The sequence below is a fragment of the Neisseria flavescens genome, from assembly GCF_001618065.1.
Taxonomy (GTDB): Bacteria; Pseudomonadota; Gammaproteobacteria; order Burkholderiales; family Neisseriaceae; genus Neisseria; species Neisseria flavescens_A.
In genome coordinates this window covers 1-16,520 of sequence record NZ_LAEI01000073.1, presented here as the reverse complement: position 1 = coordinate 16,520, position 16,520 = coordinate 1, and the positions used below count along the sequence as shown (strand labels likewise).

At 49.3% G+C, this 16,520-nt stretch carries 14 protein-coding genes, 1 tRNA gene, 1 pseudogene and 1 riboswitch; of the genes and pseudogenes, 11 read left to right on the top strand and 5 right to left on the bottom strand.

What is annotated here, in order from left to right; translation table 11 throughout:
• Positions 1–258 precede the first annotated feature (258 nt).
• Positions 259–1,257: a branched-chain-amino-acid transaminase gene (gene ilvE, locus TW89_RS11295; protein WP_128581488.1), complete on the bottom strand. Its 999-nt coding sequence runs from the start codon at positions 1,255–1,257 to the stop codon at positions 259–261.
• A 213-nt stretch (positions 1,258–1,470) separates the two neighbouring features.
• Here ilvE and TW89_RS11290 point away from each other — a divergent pair, with 213 nt between their 5' ends.
• The 3 genes from TW89_RS11290 (at position 1,471) to TW89_RS11280 (ending at position 3,630) form a co-directional block, all read left to right on the top strand.
• Complete coding sequence (locus TW89_RS11290) at positions 1,471–1,794, top strand: LapA family protein (RefSeq protein ID WP_128581487.1); 324 nt, start codon at positions 1,471–1,473, stop codon at positions 1,792–1,794.
• A 25-nt stretch (positions 1,795–1,819) separates the two neighbouring features.
• A complete protein-coding gene (lapB, locus tag TW89_RS11285; RefSeq protein ID WP_003684462.1) occupies positions 1,820–2,989 on the top strand; it encodes a lipopolysaccharide assembly protein LapB in 1,170 nt (389 codons plus the stop codon).
• Between the two features lie 185 nt (positions 2,990–3,174).
• Positions 3,175–3,630 carry a GNAT family N-acetyltransferase gene (locus tag TW89_RS11280; RefSeq protein ID WP_004521061.1) on the top strand — a complete coding sequence of 152 codons (456 nt, stop codon included), beginning with the start codon at positions 3,175–3,177 and terminating at the stop codon, positions 3,628–3,630.
• 76 nt (positions 3,631–3,706) lie between these two features.
• Here the strand turns inward: TW89_RS11280 and TW89_RS11275 are convergent, their stop codons facing one another.
• Both TW89_RS11275 and recC read right to left on the bottom strand, forming a co-directional pair.
• The gene (locus TW89_RS11275) at positions 3,707–4,213 is read right to left on the bottom strand and encodes a thioredoxin family protein (RefSeq protein ID WP_004521060.1); all 507 of its coding nucleotides are present in this window, start codon (positions 4,211–4,213) and stop codon (positions 3,707–3,709) included.
• Positions 4,214–4,216: 3 nt separating this feature from the next.
• Positions 4,217–7,516 (bottom strand): exodeoxyribonuclease V subunit gamma, encoded by a 3,300-nt coding sequence (gene recC / locus TW89_RS11270; protein ID WP_128581486.1) that lies wholly within the window; start codon positions 7,514–7,516, stop codon positions 4,217–4,219.
• Positions 7,517–7,720: 204 nt separating this feature from the next.
• Between recC and TW89_RS11265 the strand changes: the two genes are divergently transcribed.
• Positions 7,721–7,797: transfer RNA gene (locus TW89_RS11265), tRNA-Pro, on the top strand.
• A 48-nt stretch (positions 7,798–7,845) separates the two neighbouring features.
• Here the strand turns inward: TW89_RS11265 and TW89_RS11260 are convergent.
• On the bottom strand, positions 7,846–8,724 hold the full coding sequence (locus tag TW89_RS11260; protein WP_128581485.1) for a lysophospholipid acyltransferase family protein: 879 nt from the start codon (positions 8,722–8,724) through the stop codon (positions 7,846–7,848).
• 108 nt (positions 8,725–8,832) lie between these two features.
• Positions 8,833–8,943, top strand: a riboswitch (SAM-I-IV-variant riboswitch).
• A gap of 173 nt (positions 8,944–9,116) precedes the next feature.
• On the opposite strand from TW89_RS11260, the gene metK reads away from it, so the two are divergent.
• The 7 genes from metK (at position 9,117) to TW89_RS11225 (ending at position 16,257) form a co-directional block, all read left to right on the top strand.
• Positions 9,117–10,286, top strand: coding sequence for a methionine adenosyltransferase (gene metK / locus TW89_RS11255; protein ID WP_049351011.1), 1,170 nt, complete (start codon positions 9,117–9,119; stop codon positions 10,284–10,286).
• Positions 10,287–10,457: 171 nt separating this feature from the next.
• A complete protein-coding gene (locus tag TW89_RS11250; RefSeq protein WP_128581484.1) occupies positions 10,458–11,525 on the top strand; it encodes a DUF1176 domain-containing protein in 1,068 nt (355 codons plus the stop codon).
• Positions 11,526–11,649: 124 nt separating this feature from the next.
• Complete coding sequence (locus TW89_RS11245; protein ID WP_003684455.1) at positions 11,650–11,970, top strand: accessory factor UbiK family protein; 321 nt, start codon at positions 11,650–11,652, stop codon at positions 11,968–11,970.
• A gap of 13 nt (positions 11,971–11,983) precedes the next feature.
• On the top strand, positions 11,984–13,480 hold the full coding sequence (locus tag TW89_RS11240) for a YifB family Mg chelatase-like AAA ATPase (RefSeq protein ID WP_128581483.1): 1,497 nt from the start codon (positions 11,984–11,986) through the stop codon (positions 13,478–13,480).
• A gap of 154 nt (positions 13,481–13,634) precedes the next feature.
• On the top strand, positions 13,635–14,735 hold the full coding sequence (locus TW89_RS11235; RefSeq protein WP_128581482.1) for an SPOR domain-containing protein: 1,101 nt from the start codon (positions 13,635–13,637) through the stop codon (positions 14,733–14,735).
• An 11-nt stretch (positions 14,736–14,746) separates the two neighbouring features.
• Positions 14,747–15,388, top strand: coding sequence for a thiol:disulfide interchange protein DsbA/DsbL (locus TW89_RS11230; protein WP_070608096.1), 642 nt, complete (start codon positions 14,747–14,749; stop codon positions 15,386–15,388).
• Positions 15,389–15,432: 44 nt separating this feature from the next.
• Positions 15,433–16,257, top strand: a complete 825-nt coding sequence (locus TW89_RS11225; RefSeq protein ID WP_070608078.1) for an undecaprenyl-diphosphate phosphatase — start codon at positions 15,433–15,435, stop codon at positions 16,255–16,257.
• Between the two features lie 72 nt (positions 16,258–16,329).
• Here TW89_RS11225 and TW89_RS11890 read toward each other — a convergent pair.
• Positions 16,330–16,520 (bottom strand): annotated as a pseudogene (locus TW89_RS11890) (type IV pilin protein); the annotation flags it as partial.

The window sequence follows — 16,520 nt, the reverse complement described above, 5'->3', positions numbered from 1 at the left end:
ACTAAATTTACAAAATATACAGAATAAATATCTATAACTGTTTTTAACTTCTTCTAAAAATCAATAAAATTCGATATTTCCAATATGTATTTTTACAACATGACTATTCATTATATACCGATTATCTTAAAATACTACCGTTTATTTGTACTAAAATTTAGTATTTTATTATTGCTTCACCATACTAAAAACCAATAAAAAAGGCCGTCTAGTAAAAATATTTCAGTACGGCCCTTTTTTTTATTAAATGCGTTCTATTCAACAAACTTCGAACAACCAGCCGTGTTTGTCTTCTGTCAAACCGTATTGAATGTCGGTAATCGCCTTACGGATTGCGTAACCGCGCTCTTGGCTCTTCACTTCGATTTCTTTGCCATCAATCACGAAAGAAGTTACCGGAGAAATAACCGCAGCCGTACCAGTCAGAATCGCTTCCGCACCATTCTCAATCGCGGCTTTCAGCTCATCAACGGTAAAGTTGCGTTCGGTAACGGTGTAGCCCAAATCTTTGGCAACAGTCAGTACGGAATCGCGGGTAACGCCGTGCAAGAATTCGTCGGTCAACGGTTTGGTAATGATTTCATCGCCGTTAATCAGGATAAAGTTAGACGCGCCGGTTTCCTGAACGTCGCCATTCGGGCAGAACAGCACTTGGTTTGCACCGTGCTCTGCTTTGGCTTTCAACACCCAAGGCATGGCGGAAGCGTAGTTGCCGCCGCATTTCACACGGCCCATGTGCGGGGCGCAACGGATGTGTTCGGTTTCCACCAAGATTTTAACGGGCGAACCGGCTTTGAAATAGTCACCGACAGGAGAAGCCAAAATGTACAGCAAGGCTGTTTCGGAAGGAGAACCGGCTTTGCCGATCACAGGGTCGGTACCGATCAAAGTCGGACGCAGGTACAAAGCGGCAGGCGCATCAGGGATTTCCTCAGCGGAACGTTTGACCAATTCGATCAAAGCATTCAAATAAGCCTCTGTCTCAGGACGCGGCAGGTGCAGAATATCTGCGCTTTGCTGCATACGCGCAATGTTGGCGGTCGGGCGGAACATCACGATTTTGCCGTTTGCCTGACGGAATGCCTTCAAACCTTCAAAACATTCACTGCCGTAATGCAAAGCATGTGCGCCGGGGGCGAGTGTCAGGTCTTTGGAAGATTGCCATTCTACCGGTTGCCATTTACCTTCACGATAAGCGATAACGGGCATTTCAGCGTGGAAAACGCTGCCGAATACGGCTGGGACTGGTCTGCTCATGATGATTGCCTTTCTTATTCTGATTTGTAAGATAATAACTAAAGACTGAACAATACGCCTTTCAATATGGGTTTGACAAGTACCCGTCAGCATTAAAGATACCCTTCCCATGCCGTCTGAAACATGCCGTCCTATCCGAAATCTGGCAAATCGTTTAAACTGATACCATTTTTCAGACGGCCTGCCCCAACCGCGGCCCACCCGGAGCAACCCATGAAACTCATCTCTACCATCATCAAAATCCTGATTCTTCTTGTTTTCCTCCTGCTGGCCATTACCAATACCCACACCGTATCCTTCTTCTACCTGCCCGGCCAAAACATCAATCTGCCGCTAATTGTCGTGCTTTTCGGTGCATTTATTATCGGTATCGTGTTCGGTATGTTTGCCCTCTTCGGCCGTCTGCTGTCCCTGCGCAGCGAAAACAACCGCCTGCGTGCCGAAGTGAAAAAATACGCCCACCTTTCCGAAAAAGACCTGACCCCGGTCAAAACCGAAACACCGGCAACGACTTCCGAAGCCACTCCCAAAGCGTAATGCCACCAATCAATAAAGGAATACCATGGACAACGAATTGTGGGTCATCTTACTGCCCATCGTCCTCCTCCCCGTTTTCTTCGCTATGGGCTGGTTTGCCGCGCGCGTCGATATGAAGACCGTCCTGAAACAGGCCAAAAGCATACCGGCAGGGTTTTACAAAAGCCTTGACGCCCTCGTTGACCGCAACAGTGGCCGCGCCGCGCGCGAATTGGCGGAAGTGATTGACCAACAGCCGCAGTCATACGACTTAAACCTGACCCTAGGCAAGCTCTACCGTCAACGCGGCGAAAACGACAAAGCCATCAATATGCACCGCGCCCTGCTCGATTCGCCCGACACAGTCAACGAAAAACGCGCGCGCGTGCTTTTTGAATTGGCGCAAAACTACCAAAGCGCAGGCTTGGTGGACCGTGCCGAACAAATCTTCCTCGGCTTGCAGGAAGGCGATATGGCACGCGAAGCCCGCCAACACCTTTTGAGTATTTACCAACAAGACCGCGACTGGGAAAAAGCCATCGAAATGGCGCAACTCTTGAGCCATGACGAACAAACCTACCAGTTTGAAATCGCCCAGTTCTATTGCGAAATCGCCCAAGCCGCACTGTTCAAGTCCAACTTCGACGCCGCACGCTACAACATCGGCAAAGCACTCGAAGCCAACAAGAAATGTACGCGCGCCAACATCATCCTCGGCGACATCGAATACCGTCAGGGCAACTTCCCTGCCGCAGTGGAAGCGTATTCCGCCATCGAGCAGCAAAACCACGCCTATCTGAGCATGGTCGGCGAGAAGCTCTATGAAGCCTATGCCGCGCAAGGCAAGCAGGAAGAAGGCCTCAACCGCCTCATCGGCTATATGCAAACCTTTCCCGATCTTGACCTGATCAACGTCATCTACGAAAAGGCTCTGCTGCTCAAAGGCGAAACCGAAGCGGCGCAAATCGCTGTCGAACTCGTCCGCCAAAAACCCGACCTCAACGGCGTGTACCGCCTGCTTGGCTTGAAACTCAGCAGTATGAATCCGGAGTGGAAAGCCGACACCGATATGATTCGTTCCATTATCGGCCGCCAGCTGCAAAAAAGCGTTATGTACCGCTGCCGCAACTGCCACTTCAAATCCCAAGTCTTCTTCTGGCACTGCCCAGCCTGCAACAAATGGCAAACCTTTACGCCGAATAAAATCGAGATTTGATCAAACGTTGAGCATCAAAAAAGGCCGTCTGAAATCTTTTCAGACGGCCTTTTTATTACAAAGCAAAGAAAGGAAGCAAGAATCGTTCCAACAAGAAAAAATAAAGTTGAATCATACTTAATTATTCGGAAAAAATATGAGAAAGAGTATAATAGTTGGATATAAGAGAAGTTTTAGGAGCAAATATGAAAATTCACTTTGAAAAAGGACTTCAGTTAGAAAATGCCCAACTCATTTGTCAGTGGTCTAATGCTTTGGGAGAAAGTTTTCAGAAGCAATGGATGGGGCCAAAGATTTCTTATCCCTTGATTGCCCAATCCTTGCAAAAGATGGAAGGGATTTTTTCCATTTTTGTTGGAGAAGAGTTTGTAGGCATCATCCAGAAAATCAAACTAGAAGATAAAAATCTTCATATTGGAAGATTTCTCATAGCTCCACAGAAGCAGGGAAAAGGATTAGGTAGAAAAGCTTTTCAATACTTTCTTCAAGAAATGTTTGAAAATGAAGAAATAGAAAGTATTTCCCTAACGGTTTTTGAGTCAAATCAAATAGCTAGAGACCTCTACCAAAAAGAGGGATTTGAAATTGTTCAAACCATTGAAGTTCCAGAACGTAAATACATAATGAGAAAATCTAGGTAAGAACTAAATTACACTAGAAATTGTCCCCTTTATCAAAGTGGCTCAAAATATAGTCTTACACACCAACAATATCTACTCAACAACGCTGCTCTGCCCATGCCAACGCCGCTACAATCTGAGCCTCAATATCGGCATTAAATTCGCCGGCACGGTACGCATCGCGCAATTCCGTGCGACCGGTTTCATCTGCCGCAATTTGGTTTAACACCACTTGCGGAAACTCGTTAAACACAGGCCCGGCCTCTTCATGCCCCATCAGGAACAGTGCAGGAATTTTTTGGTTGGTACGGACGATTTCCTGTTGGCGAGGATTATCGAAACGGCTGCTGTCGTCAAAATCGTTACGGGCAATATAGTTGACGCGGATATTGGGGTTCAACTCCGCCATTTTCTGAATAAACGGCACAAACACGCGACAATCAGGACAATATGGCGCAGCGGCAAGCAACCAGTTTTGCGGACGACTGATCTTTTTAACCTCTGCTACCGTTTGCGCCGACAACTCGGTCGCCTGATAGAGTTGCTGCTGTTTCAATTTGTCTTCTTCAGTATCAAAATCTAAATATTCTGCATAAGTGGCCATGCTTTACTCCTGTTCTGTTGCATTGGTTTTCCCTGCTACGCCGGTCAAAAGTGGAACAAGTAGATTGACGACGAGGTTTTCAAATAGTGGCTCATCAAGCGGCGATTCTTCCGAATGACCAAACACCAGCTTCACTTCGGTATATTCTTTCTGCCCTTTGCTCATTTTATTGCCATTAAAAACATCATGGGCTTTTCTCAAGGCAGCATCCCAATCCTCTTTCTTGTTGTACTCCTCCGCAGCGGCAAGGCTGGTTTTGGCAAAAAACGGCAAGGGGGTATTTTGTCCGATTCGGAAATATACCAACCATTCTTTCAAAAGTGTCCTCGCCACCTCTTGCCCGATGGCGGCATAGGTTTCGGTCTGTCCCAGGCTGACAATATAGGTTTGTCGGCTTTCAACGGATTTAGGGGCGATGGCGCAAAAAATCAAATGCTCCAATAAACGGGCAATGCGGTTGGGCGCATTGTCTTTTTGATTTAGGAACACAATGCGGCCGCACTCATAAAGATTGCCGATGGTGCCTTGTAAAACCAAATCGTCAAAGGATTCTTCATAAGGTTCAGACGGCCTTTTGTTACTGTGTATCAACTCGGTATCCACGTTTTTCGCAGATATCTGATACTGCTTCTGCCATAAGCCGCCCAACTCGCCTACCGGCATCAGACTTTCCGCATTCAGCCGAATGGCCGTATCTTCAAAATCTTTACCTTTGCGCCGCGCATCCAAATAGGCATCGGCAATCCGACCTTCATGTTGCGGCTCAAACGGTTCGGCAGATTCCCATGCGCCGTCCAGATACGGCTGATCCCAGCTTAAATTTTTCTTCAGCCAAACTTTGACAGGATTGCGCCAAAAACTGATGAGTTCGCCTTGATGAATGGTTTTGCCCGGCTCTTCCTGACTTAAAGCCTCAAGGAAAAACGGCTGCGCTTCCGCTTGCGGTTGGTTCAATGCATCGGCATAATCTTGGCGCGTACTGAAGAGGCCGTCTGAAAGCGCGTCCTTTTGGAAATAACGGCGCGAAAACGCCTGCAAAGGATGATGTTTCACCCATTTCTCCGACAACTCACGCCCGCTTTTCCCCGTCATGGCGGCGATGGTATCCAGCAGCTCGCTGATTAATGAAGACGGCGCAAACTCGGCATCATTGCGTATATCGCGGCCGATATAAGACAAATACAACATTTCGCGCGCGCTGATTAAGGCTTCGAGGAAGAGATAACGGTCGTCGTCACGGCGGGCGCGGTCGCCTTTTTTCGGATGTTTGGCAATCAGGTCGAACACCGCCGCTTTGGTATTGCGAGGAAAATCGCCGTCATTCAAACCCAGTAGGCAAACCATTTTAAACGGCAGGCTGCGCATCGGCACCATACTGCAAAAAGTGATGCCGCCGCTCAAAAATCCGGCTTGGCTTTCGCTGTCCAAAAAGCGGCGGATATGGCGGATAACGGTTTTACACGGCAACAATCCGTCAAATTCGGCCAACTGCGCCTCTTCCTGCCATTTCGCCAAAGACTGCTCAAACTGCTGCTTGGCGTATTGGTCGTCCGTATCCGGAGCAAACAGTTTCTCCAGCAAATCACGGCAACGCTGCACCCAGCTCTCCACATTGGCAGGCTCTTGCCATTGCGCCGCCATATCGGCCAAAGTACGGATAAATTCGGCAAAACCGCTGAACACGTCCAACTGGTTGACATTGCTATGCCACGCGCTCACGCCCTGCCACATGCCGTTGCCGCCTTCGGGCAGCATCCAGCCCAAGGCCAAACGCTCTACCGCCTGCTGCCAAGTAAAGAGGTTGTCTTTACCCTCGCGCATGGTTTGGTCCAAACCCCAATGCACATTCAACCCGGCAACAGCCTCATGCAGCAGCGGCACATCTTCCTCGCTCAACCCGAAGCGTTGCAGCACCAACCGGCTTTCCAGCAAAGGCAAAACCTTGTCCACTTCAAACCGGCTTTCCAGCAAATCCAAAGTTTGCGCCAAAGCATACAGCAAGGGTTGGCGGCGGCTGAGTTTTACATCCGAAATCGAATACGGCAAAGCCTGGCTGCCCGCCTGCTCCTGTCCAAAAACGGCTTCGATAAACGGGCTGTACGGCTCGATGTTCGGCGTCAAAACGGCAATATCGTGCGGCTGCCAGTCGGGATTTTTTTGCAGCACCAGCGACAGCTCTTCTTTCAAAATCTGCAATTCGCGCAAAGGGCTGTGGGCCGCGACGATTTTAATGGAACCGTCATTCAACAGTTTGTCCGGCTCGACGCACACTGGATTGCCGTCCGCATCGTGAACCTGAAGCAAAGTCGGCTGCGCGCCTGCTTCGCCTTCTTCCTGTTGATACAAGCGTTCAGACGGCATGATTAAGTTTTGAATATCGTTTTGCAGGCAATGCAACAAGGTATCGTCTTTTCCCTCTTCATAAACCTGAATATCCTGCTCGGTTTCCACTTCCGACAGAAAATCAAAGAAATCGCGCCCCTGCTTACCCAAAGAAGCCAACAGCGGATGCCCTGCCTGCGACAAATCCGCCTCATCGCCCCTTTTCAAAATCTGTGCCTCGTCGATGACCTCGCCCCAATATTGGCTGCTCGGGTTGAGCGCAAACACAAACACATCGCAATGCTTGGAAATTTGGTGCAGCAGTTGCAGATACATCGGCGCCATTGTCGAAATGCCGAATACAAAAAACCTTTGCGGCAAGACCGATTTATCCAACTGCGCCAACAGCTTTTCCCACAAGGCCACGCGGTGCGGCGCTGATTGGCTGCCATCGTCCAAATAACGCCACAGCCGCGCCTGCCAATCCTCATCATCGCCCAAACCCAGCAGCTTCCCAGCCTGCCACGCATCAATCCAATCCGGGCGGTACACCAAATATTGGTCGAAAATATCCGCCATCTGTCCAGCAAGCTGATAATCCGCCGATGCCGAGCTGTGCAAATAACTTTCCAGCTTCAGGCGCACGTTTTCGTATTCCGGGGCCGTCTGAAACGCTTCGCTGCGGAACAAATCCAGCAAACGCCAACGCATGACCTCAGGCGAAAACGGGCTGAGCGGCGGCACATCGGGAACCAATTTACGCATCAGCTGCCACGCCAAACCGGCCGGCAGGCTGAACTTCAAATTCGCCGCCACGCCGAGTTTGCGCGCAAAAAACACATTCAGATACCGCCGCATCCCCTGGCTCTGCACCACCACTTCTTCCTGCGCCAATACCGCATCCAAAGGCAAGGCCTGATGAATATGCGCGCACATTTCGGCAAGCGCTTCCAAACGGTCGGACTGATAAAGATAAAACATAGCAGACAATCTAAAAAACAATTGCCCACATTATAATGCCATTAGGACAAATGCTTCAGCAGAAGCGGCAAACAAAAATACAGGCCGTCTGAAACGCATCGCTTCAGACGGCCTAAAACAAAACAAACCCATCGGCAGTCAATTATTAATTATTTATCGACCCCTGTACAAACCGGCTTCTCCTATCCTATAATTTCCCACATTCGGAATGTAGCGCAGCCCGGTAGCGCACTTCGTTCGGGACGAAGGGGTCGGAGGTTCGAATCCTCTCATTCCGACCAAATACAAAACCTGCTTGAGTCCAAGCAGGTTTTTTACATTCGGCAAGCCTATATTTCCGGCGGGAAAGGCGCGCCCTCGGGATGTTTGTAGCGGTTGTACATAAACAAATATTGCTCCGGGAAACGGCGTATCCAATACTCAGTATTTTCATTGATCACGCGCGCGTCGTTCTCCTTATCGCCGTTCAATTCGCCGCGCAAAGGCTCGATGTGCAAGACAAAGCCTTTACCGTCAGGCAGACGCTCGCCGCAGAAAAACAAAGCCTTCACGCCTTTGACTTGCGCCAGCTTGCCCGCCAACGTCATGGTGTAGGCAGGTTTGCCGAAAAAATCCACCCACACGCCGTCGCCCCCTTCTTCCGGAGACGGTACATGGTCCGGCAAAACAATGGTCGCTTCGCCGCCGCGCAGCGCTTTGATGATTTGTTTGACGCCCTGAATACTGGTCGGCGCAGTCTTACCTTTGCCGCGCACGCGCCCTGCCTGCATTACCGCATCAAATGCCTTGATTTTCGGCGGTTTGTACATCGCAGTCAGCGGAAACGGCAGTTGCTGGCTGATGTAGCGACCCGCCAAATCATAGCTGCCGATGTGCGGCGTGATAAACAGCAAACCCTCGCCCGCACTCAAGGCCGTCTGAACATGTTCCCAACCGTTGACGCTGACAAACAGGTTTTCAATTTCCTCAGGCAGTCTGAAAAACGCCACCGGCAATTCCAAGCCGCCTTTTGCCGTTTCACGGAAAACTTTTTTTACTGCCTCATCCGTCGGGTTCAATCCGGCAAGTGTCATGTTTTCGAATACCCTTCGGCGATCTTTCGACAGCAAGCGGAAACCCAAACTGCCAAGCAGGTTGCCTAATTTGTGCAGCCAAGCCAAAGGCAGCGCGGCCAAAAATTTAAAAACAAAGGTAACAAGCGTTTGCATAAGATTTTACCGAAATGAAGTGGACAGATTGTAAACGAAACAGGCCGTCTGAACAAAACAGACTTCGGGCAAATATATTGCGGCACACCTGCTTTTCTGCTACTATCCGCGCTGCATTAAGAGTTGGGAATTCCATGCCAACCTGCTTTTCAGAAAGAAAGGTAAGGTGGACGGTTGAAAAACCGATGTGGCTCGCCAGAGCAATCCAAACCCGCTTAATGCGGGAATTTTTTTGCCTGTAAGAAACGTGCAACAGGATTCCGAAACAGCAGGCAAGTGCGAATGTTTCTCACTTGTATAGAGAAAAAGCGGAGTTTTTGTTATGATTTCCGCTGTCCGAAATAAAAGGCCGTCTGAAAACACAGCAGCCTGTTTTTAATGAAAGAATAGCAATGAGCGAATATCTGTTTACTTCCGAATCGGTATCCGAAGGCCATCCGGATAAAGTTGCCGACCAAGTGTCCGATGCGATTTTGGATGCCATCTTGGCGCAAGACCCAAAAGCGCGTGTCGCCGCAGAAACCTTGGTCAACACAGGCTTGTGTGTATTGGCAGGCGAAATTACTACTACTGCCCAAGTGGACTACATCAAAGTCGCACGCGAAACCATCAAACGCATCGGCTACAACTCCTCCGAGCTGGGCTTTGATGCCAACGGCTGCGCAGTCGGCGTGTACTACGACCAACAATCTCCGGACATCGCCCAAGGCGTGAACGAAGGCGAAGGCATCGACTTGAACCAAGGCGCGGGTGACCAAGGTTTGATGTTCGGCTATGCCTGCGACGAAACCCCTACCCTGATGCCGTTTGCCATCTATTACAGCCACCGTCTGATGCAACGCCAAAGCGAATTGCGCAAAGACGGCCGCCTGCCTTGGCTGCGCCCTGATGCCAAAGCCCAACTGACCGTGGTTTACGACAGCGAAACCGGCAAAGTAAAACGCATCGACACCGTCGTCCTGTCTACCCAGCACGATCCGTCTATCGGTTACGAAGAGCTGAAAAACGCCGTGATCGAACACATCATCAAACCGGTTCTGCCATCTGAACTGCTGACCGACGAAACCAAATACCTGATCAACCCGACCGGCCGCTTCGTTATCGGCGGCCCGCAAGGCGACTGCGGTTTGACCGGCCGTAAAATCATCGTCGATACCTACGGCGGCGCAGCTCCGCACGGCGGCGGCGCATTCTCCGGCAAAGACCCGTCCAAAGTGGACCGTTCCGCCGCTTACGCCTGCCGCTACGTTGCGAAAAACATCGTCGCCGCCGGTTTGGCAACCCAATGCCAAATCCAAGTTTCCTACGCCATCGGTGTTGCCGAACCGACTTCGATTTCCATCGATACTTTCGGCACCGGCAAAATCAGCGAAGAAAAACTGATTGCCCTGGTTCGCGAACATTTCGACCTGCGCCCTAAAGGCATCGTCCAAATGCTCGACCTGCTGCGCCCGATTTACAGCAAATCCGCTGCCTACGGCCACTTCGGCCGCGAGGAGCCTGAATTTACTTGGGAGCGCACCGACAAAGCAGCCGCATTGAAAGCAGCCGCAGGCGTGTAAAAAAACAATAAAGGTCGTCTGAACGGGAGTTTCAGACGGCCTTTTTACACCTAAATATTCAAAACCTTTTTACGAACGACACATCGTATTTTCACAAAAACAGTGCAACGAAATTTTGGATTGCTATGCTGTCTTTGTGAATCTACATAAATAAAATTGAAAGAATACATCATGAAAAAATGGCTGCTGGCTGTTTTGCCTGCCACCGTACTGGCTACTCCGCCTCAAGGCTTTTATCAAAATTACAAAGACTGGGACATTGCTTGCGACAATACCGGCACCTGCCGTCTTGCCGGATATCAGGCAGATGAAACAGAGCCGCCGGTTTCTATCCTGTTTACCCGACAAGCAGGGGCGAATGCAGCCGTAATTGGCGAAGTTTCCCTACTGCCATTTAATGACGATGAAGCACAACTCGCCAGCATTGCAACCCGCAACGAATTGGTATTGAACGGTAAATCACTGGGCAAATTGGCGTTCAATAAAAAAGGCCAAGGCAAATTGAGTAGCGCACAAACCAATGCCTTGCTCGAAGCATTGAAAAAAGAGAGCCAAATCAGCATTCGTTCTGGAAATTATGAATGGCATTTGTCCGACAAAGGCGCAGCGGCGGCAATGTTGAAAGCGGATGAATTCCAAGGCCGTCTGAACACACCTTCCGCGCTGATACGCAAAGGCAACAGCAGTCAGGCCGTATTAAATCCTCAGCCCAAACCCGTTATCCGCGCCATTGCCGTGCCGAAAAATGCAGGCAAGACGCTGGAGCAAAACACGCCGCGCCACAATGCCGTCATGAAACTGCTGCGAGACAGCAACAACCATGCTCCCACTGACGATGACAATTACTGCCCCGCCCTGCATGATAAAGAGCACATGGATTGGAATCGCAGCCTGTATGTCCATCCGCTCAACGATCGTCAGGTTTTGATTTCGGCCATCTGTATCGGCGGTGCTTATCAAACCAGCGGCTACTATGCCATTGCCGATAAAGAATTGACCAAAATTGAACAAGTGCTGCCGCCAATGACATACGGCGGGCACGGCGGATTCGATGAGAAAACAGCCACCCTTAGCGGCAGCTTCAAAGGCCGAGGGATCGGCGACTGCTGGTCTGGCAATGCAGCGGTGTGGGATGGTAAAACGTTTGTCCGCAGTGAGGAACACACCACCGGTTCATGCAAAGGCTTCACAGGCGGCGCGTGGCTGATGCCTATTTTTGAAGCCCGTGTTGAACGTTAAAATACACGGAATATTTACGATAGAAAGCAAAGGCCGTCTCAAAATTCCCGTTTTCAGACGGCCTTTTTCCTTATACAATAGCCACTTGAATTTCTATATACATTCTGAATAAAGGATACGGATTATGTTCGGCAAACAACTTTTTGAAGAAGTCAGCTCCAAAATCAGCGAAACCATCGCCAACAGCCCTGCCAAAGACATGGAAAAAAACGTTAAAGCCATGCTCGGCAGCGCATTCAACCGCATGGATTTGGTGACCCGCGAAGAATTCGACATCCAACAACAGGTTTTGATTAAAACCCGTACCAAACTGGCCGAATTGGAAGCCCGTTTGGCCAAACTCGAAGCCGCTCAAGAGCCTGAAGAAGCTGCTTTGAAAGCTGCCGAAGCTGCTGCGGAAGAAGCTGTTGCCGAAATCAAACAACAAACTGAAGCTGCCGAATAAGGCCGTCTGAAACATGTCGCTTGCTTTGGTTTACAGCCGCGCCTTAAGCGGCATGAATGCGCCGTTGGTCGAAGTGGAAGCCCACCTTGCCAACGGCTTGCCACATTTCAATATCGTCGGTTTGCCCGATACTGAAGTCAAAGAAAGCCGCGACCGTGTACGTGCCGCCATCATCCAAAGCGGCTTCAACTTTCCCGCCAAGAAAATTACCGTCAACCTCGCACCGGCCGACCTCCCAAAAGAATCCGGCCGTTTCGATTTGCCTATTGCCTTAGGCATTCTTGCCGCATCGGGACAAATCAATCCTGAAAAACTCGTGCAATATGAGTTTGCCGGAGAATTGGCACTGTCCGGCCTGCTGCGTCCCGTGCGCGGCGCGCTGGCCATGGCATGGCAGGGAATGCAGGCCGGCCGTTCATTCGTCTTGCCGCAAGAAAATGCCGAACAGGCTGCCGTCATGCGCGGTATCGCGGTTTATGGAGCGCGTTCTTTAGGCGAAGTGGCCGCCCATTTAAACGGCATCGAACCGTTGACACAAACCGAATGCAAGCTGACGCAAAGGCCCTCTGAACAAAGTAAAATTCCTGATTTAGCCGATGTTAAAGGCCAGCATACCGCCCGCCTCGCTTTGGAAATCGCAGCGGCAGGCGGACACAGCCTGCTGATGATGGGTCCGCCGGGTACAGGCAAATCCATGCTTTCGCAACGTTTGCCCGGTATCCTTCCGCCTTTGACCGAAGACGAATTGGTCGAAGTATGGGCATTGCGTTCGCTCCTGCCCAACCATCAACAGCAACTCGACAGCAACCGTCCTTTCCGTAGCCCTCATCACAGCGCCAGCTCGGCAGCCATGGTAGGCGGTGGTTCAGACCCACGTCCGGGCGAAATCTCATTGGCGCATCACGGTGTGTTGTTTTTAGACGAATTACCCGAGTTTGACCGTAAAGTATTAGAAGTATTGCGCGAACCTTTGGAAAACGGCGAAATCCATATTTCCCGCGCCGCACGCCAAGCAGTTTATCCGGCCAAGTTCCAACTTGTCGCCGCCATGAACCCCTGCCCTTGTGGCTATCTTGGCCATCCGTCCAAACCTTGCCGTTGCACGCCTGAAAGTGTTGCCCGCTACCGCAACAAAATTTCAGGGCCATTGCTCGACCGTATTGATTTAACCATCGAAGTACCCAGCCTTTCTGCTGCCGAATTGATGCAACAAGAAGCAGGCGAATCCAGTGCCACAGTATTGGAACGCGTTACCGCCGCACGCAAAATCCAATACAACAGACAAGGCAAAGTCAATGCCGAACTGAGTATCAGCGAGCTCGATGGTAAAGCCCGCATCCAAAAAGAAGCGCAAGAAGCCTTGGGAACCATGCTCGAAAAACTGTCCCTTTCCGCTCGAAGCTTCCACCGCATCATGCGCGTTGCCCGTACGCTGGCTGATTTGGCAGGCGACGAAGAAGTCAGCAAAACCCATGTGATGAAAGCCATCGGCTTCCGTCGCGCCCTTTAACTTTTCAGACGGCCTGAATCTTTATGTTTAAGTAAAACTAGAGTAAACAAAGCATCAGGATTTTGCCGTCCATAACGGTTATTGATAAAATATCGAATCTAAACTCAGACAGTCTCCCCTCAGGCCGTCTGAACACATTATTACAAGGTAAGTCATGAAAAAATCTACACAATATGGCAAAGGCTTGGCCGGTTTCTTTTTCGGCCTGATACTGGCAACAGGTATTATTGCCGGTATTTTGTTCTTCTTGAACCAAGGCAACCAAAACGTTTTCAAAGAGCTGACTCAGCCTAAACAAAGCGAAGAACCTGAAATCCTGAAACCTCAGGACAAAGCAGAGAAACGCCCAGCTACCGACACTTCATCTACCCAAGCAGATGAAGAAAAAGCCAAAGCAGAAAAAGAAGCTGCTGAAAAAGAAGCAGCAGAGAAAGAAGCCAAAGCTAAAGAAGAGGCTGAAAAGGCTGCCAAAGAAGCTCAGGAAAAAGCTGAACAAGCAGAACGTGAAGCCAAAGAAAAAGCGGATAAAGCTGAAGCAGAAAAAGCCGAACGCGAAACTAAAGAAAAAGCTGAAAAAGCCGCCGCCGACAAAGCTGAACGCGAAGCCAAAGAAAGAGCAGACAAAACTGCCGCCGATAAAGCCGAACGCGAAGCCAAAGAAAAAGCCGCAAAAACGGAAGCAGAAAAAGAAGCCGCCAAGAAAAAACTGGCCGAGAAAAAAGCCGAATTAGAGAAAAAACGCGCAGAAAAAGCCAAAGCTGAAAAAGAAGCTACTGATAAAACTGCAAAAGATAAAAAAGCAGCCGACCAACTGACCGACAAACAAAAAGAGCGTGCCGAGCGCAAATTGGCTGAGAAAAAAGCAGCCGAAGCCAAAAAACAAAACAAGCCGACACCTGAGCAAATCCTCAACAGCGGCAGCATCGAAAAAGCACGTAAAGCAGCAAATGCCTCTACAACAAAAGAAAGCAGCAACACTGCAAGTAAACAGTCAGCAGAAAAAGCCGAAGCAGCTGTGAACAGCGGTAAAAAAGCCTTCCTGCAACTTGGTTCATATGCAGACCGCTCCAGCGCAGACTCACAACGTGCAAAACTAGCTATTTTAGGTGTTTCTTCCAAAGTGGTTGAATCGCAAAACGGCGACAAAACCATTTACCGAGTTCAAAGTAATACCATGCCGCAGGAAGCCGCTGTAAAACTGCAAAAAAACCTGCAAGGCCATAATATCAACAGCTTGATTCGTTCTAGCAAATAATGGAATCACTGATGAAGCAGCATATAAAACAAACCATTTCCGCACTCAGCCTGAGCCTGCTCAGTCTGAGTGCGCAGGCTGCTACCGAGGGCGTGGACTATACTGTCCTCAGTCGCCCTATTCCGCAGCAACAAGCCGGAAAAATTGAAGTGCTAGAATTTTTCGGCTACTTCTGCGTCCATTGTTACCATCTCGATCCAGTTTTGTTGCAACACAGCAAAACCTTTGCCAAAGATGTTTCCTTACGGACAGAACACGTCGTTTGGATGCCTGAAATGTTAGGCTTGGCTAAAGTAGCCGCTGCCGTCAATCTTTCAGGTTTAAAATATCAGGCCAATCCAGTCATCTTCAAAGCAGTTTACGAACAAAAAATCAACCTGGCTGATGCAAATGTATTCCGATCATGGGTTGGTAAACAGACAAGTTTTGACAGTCAAAAACTGCTTCAAGCCTACAATAGCCCTGCTGCCGCGTCGGCTGCTGCAAAAATGCAGCAATTGACGGAAACTTATCGAATTGAAAACACACCAACTGTCATTGTCGGTGGTAAATACAAAGTCAATTTCAATGGTGGCGACTGGAAAGTCGGTATGAAAACCATAGATGACCTCATCGTCAAAGCCCGTCGCGAACAATCCTCAAAACCACTTTAACTATTCAACAAAAGAAAGACGGCCTCAAGGCCGTCTGAAAACTTATGGACATTCTGATTTTATTTAAAGCACTTATTCTCGGTATTATCGAAGGTTTAACCGAGTTCCTCCCTATTTCAAGTACCGGTCACTTGATTGTATTCGGCGACTTAATGAATTTCCAAAGTAACGGTAAAGTATTCGAAATTGCCATCCAGCTCGGTGCCGTATTAGCCGTCGTATTCGAATATCGCCAACGATTTACCCATATCATAAAAGGACTAGGCAAAGAGCGAACAGCCAATCGCTTTGTGCTGAATTTATTTATCGCATTCATCCCCGCTGCGATTGTTGGCCTCTTATTCAGTAAACAAATTAAATTGCATCTTTTCAACCCGATTACCGTTGCTACCATGCTGGTACTGGGAGGCTTCTTCATTTTATGGGTTGAAAAACGCCAAGCAACAGCAAAACCTAAAGTCAACCATGTCGATGATATGCGCCCAATTGACGCATTTGTTGTAGGATGCGCCCAAATTTGTGCCCTTATCCCTGGGACATCACGTTCAGGCAGTACCATCATGGGTGGTATGCTGTGGGGGCTGGAACGTAAAACGGCTACTGAATTTTCATTCTTCCTTGCTGTACCAATGATGATTGCGGCCACAGGTTACGACATCTTAAAAAACTACAAACTTTTTACCTTGCAAGATGTCGGACAAATTGCCATCGGTTTTATCGCAGCATTTATCGCCGGTTTATTGGCAGTAAAAGCTTTGCTGAAATTTGTCTCCAGTAAAAACTATGTGCCTTTTGCCTACTACCGCATCGTATTTGGTGGTCTGATTCTCCTTACTTGGATGCTGGGCTGGGTCAGCTGGAGCGAATAACCCCTCTCCCCAAAGGACGTACCCGCGCACGTCCTTTTTTCTTTATCCGCTTCCTCCCTTTCGATCAGATTTCTACCCCATAAAAGGCTTACACTCCGCATCATTACCCCTAAATATCTCCTCGCCGTCCGTACAACTGCCCTTCCCCTTCATCTTCCCGCACACCACCGCCGTCAGTGACTCGTTCAAGCGCAGCACCCTCGGCTCCGCTTCCCTATCCAGCGCCACCGCCTTCAAGGTAAACTTACCCTCCAGGATGCCCT

Excerpts from the sequence above, each read along its gene's own strand:
- ilvE (WP_128581488.1), bottom strand. The coding sequence starts at position 1,257 with ATGAGCAGACCAGTCCCAGCCGTATTCGGCAGCGTTTTCCACGCTGAA.
- TW89_RS11290 (WP_128581487.1), top strand. The coding sequence starts at position 1,471 with ATGAAACTCATCTCTACCATCATCAAAATCCTGATTCTTCTTGTTTTC.
- lapB (WP_003684462.1), top strand. The coding sequence starts at position 1,820 with ATGGACAACGAATTGTGGGTCATCTTACTGCCCATCGTCCTCCTCCCC.
- TW89_RS11280 (WP_004521061.1), top strand. The coding sequence starts at position 3,175 with ATGAAAATTCACTTTGAAAAAGGACTTCAGTTAGAAAATGCCCAACTC.
- TW89_RS11275 (WP_004521060.1), bottom strand. The coding sequence starts at position 4,213 with ATGGCCACTTATGCAGAATATTTAGATTTTGATACTGAAGAAGACAAA.
- recC (WP_128581486.1), bottom strand. The coding sequence starts at position 7,516 with ATGTTTTATCTTTATCAGTCCGACCGTTTGGAAGCGCTTGCCGAAATG.
- TW89_RS11260 (WP_128581485.1), bottom strand. The coding sequence starts at position 8,724 with ATGCAAACGCTTGTTACCTTTGTTTTTAAATTTTTGGCCGCGCTGCCT.
- metK (WP_049351011.1), top strand. The coding sequence starts at position 9,117 with ATGAGCGAATATCTGTTTACTTCCGAATCGGTATCCGAAGGCCATCCG.
- TW89_RS11250 (WP_128581484.1), top strand. The coding sequence starts at position 10,458 with ATGAAAAAATGGCTGCTGGCTGTTTTGCCTGCCACCGTACTGGCTACT.
- TW89_RS11245 (WP_003684455.1), top strand. The coding sequence starts at position 11,650 with ATGTTCGGCAAACAACTTTTTGAAGAAGTCAGCTCCAAAATCAGCGAA.
- TW89_RS11240 (WP_128581483.1), top strand. The coding sequence starts at position 11,984 with ATGTCGCTTGCTTTGGTTTACAGCCGCGCCTTAAGCGGCATGAATGCG.
- TW89_RS11235 (WP_128581482.1), top strand. The coding sequence starts at position 13,635 with ATGAAAAAATCTACACAATATGGCAAAGGCTTGGCCGGTTTCTTTTTC.
- TW89_RS11230 (WP_070608096.1), top strand. The coding sequence starts at position 14,747 with ATGAAGCAGCATATAAAACAAACCATTTCCGCACTCAGCCTGAGCCTG.
- TW89_RS11225 (WP_070608078.1), top strand. The coding sequence starts at position 15,433 with ATGGACATTCTGATTTTATTTAAAGCACTTATTCTCGGTATTATCGAA.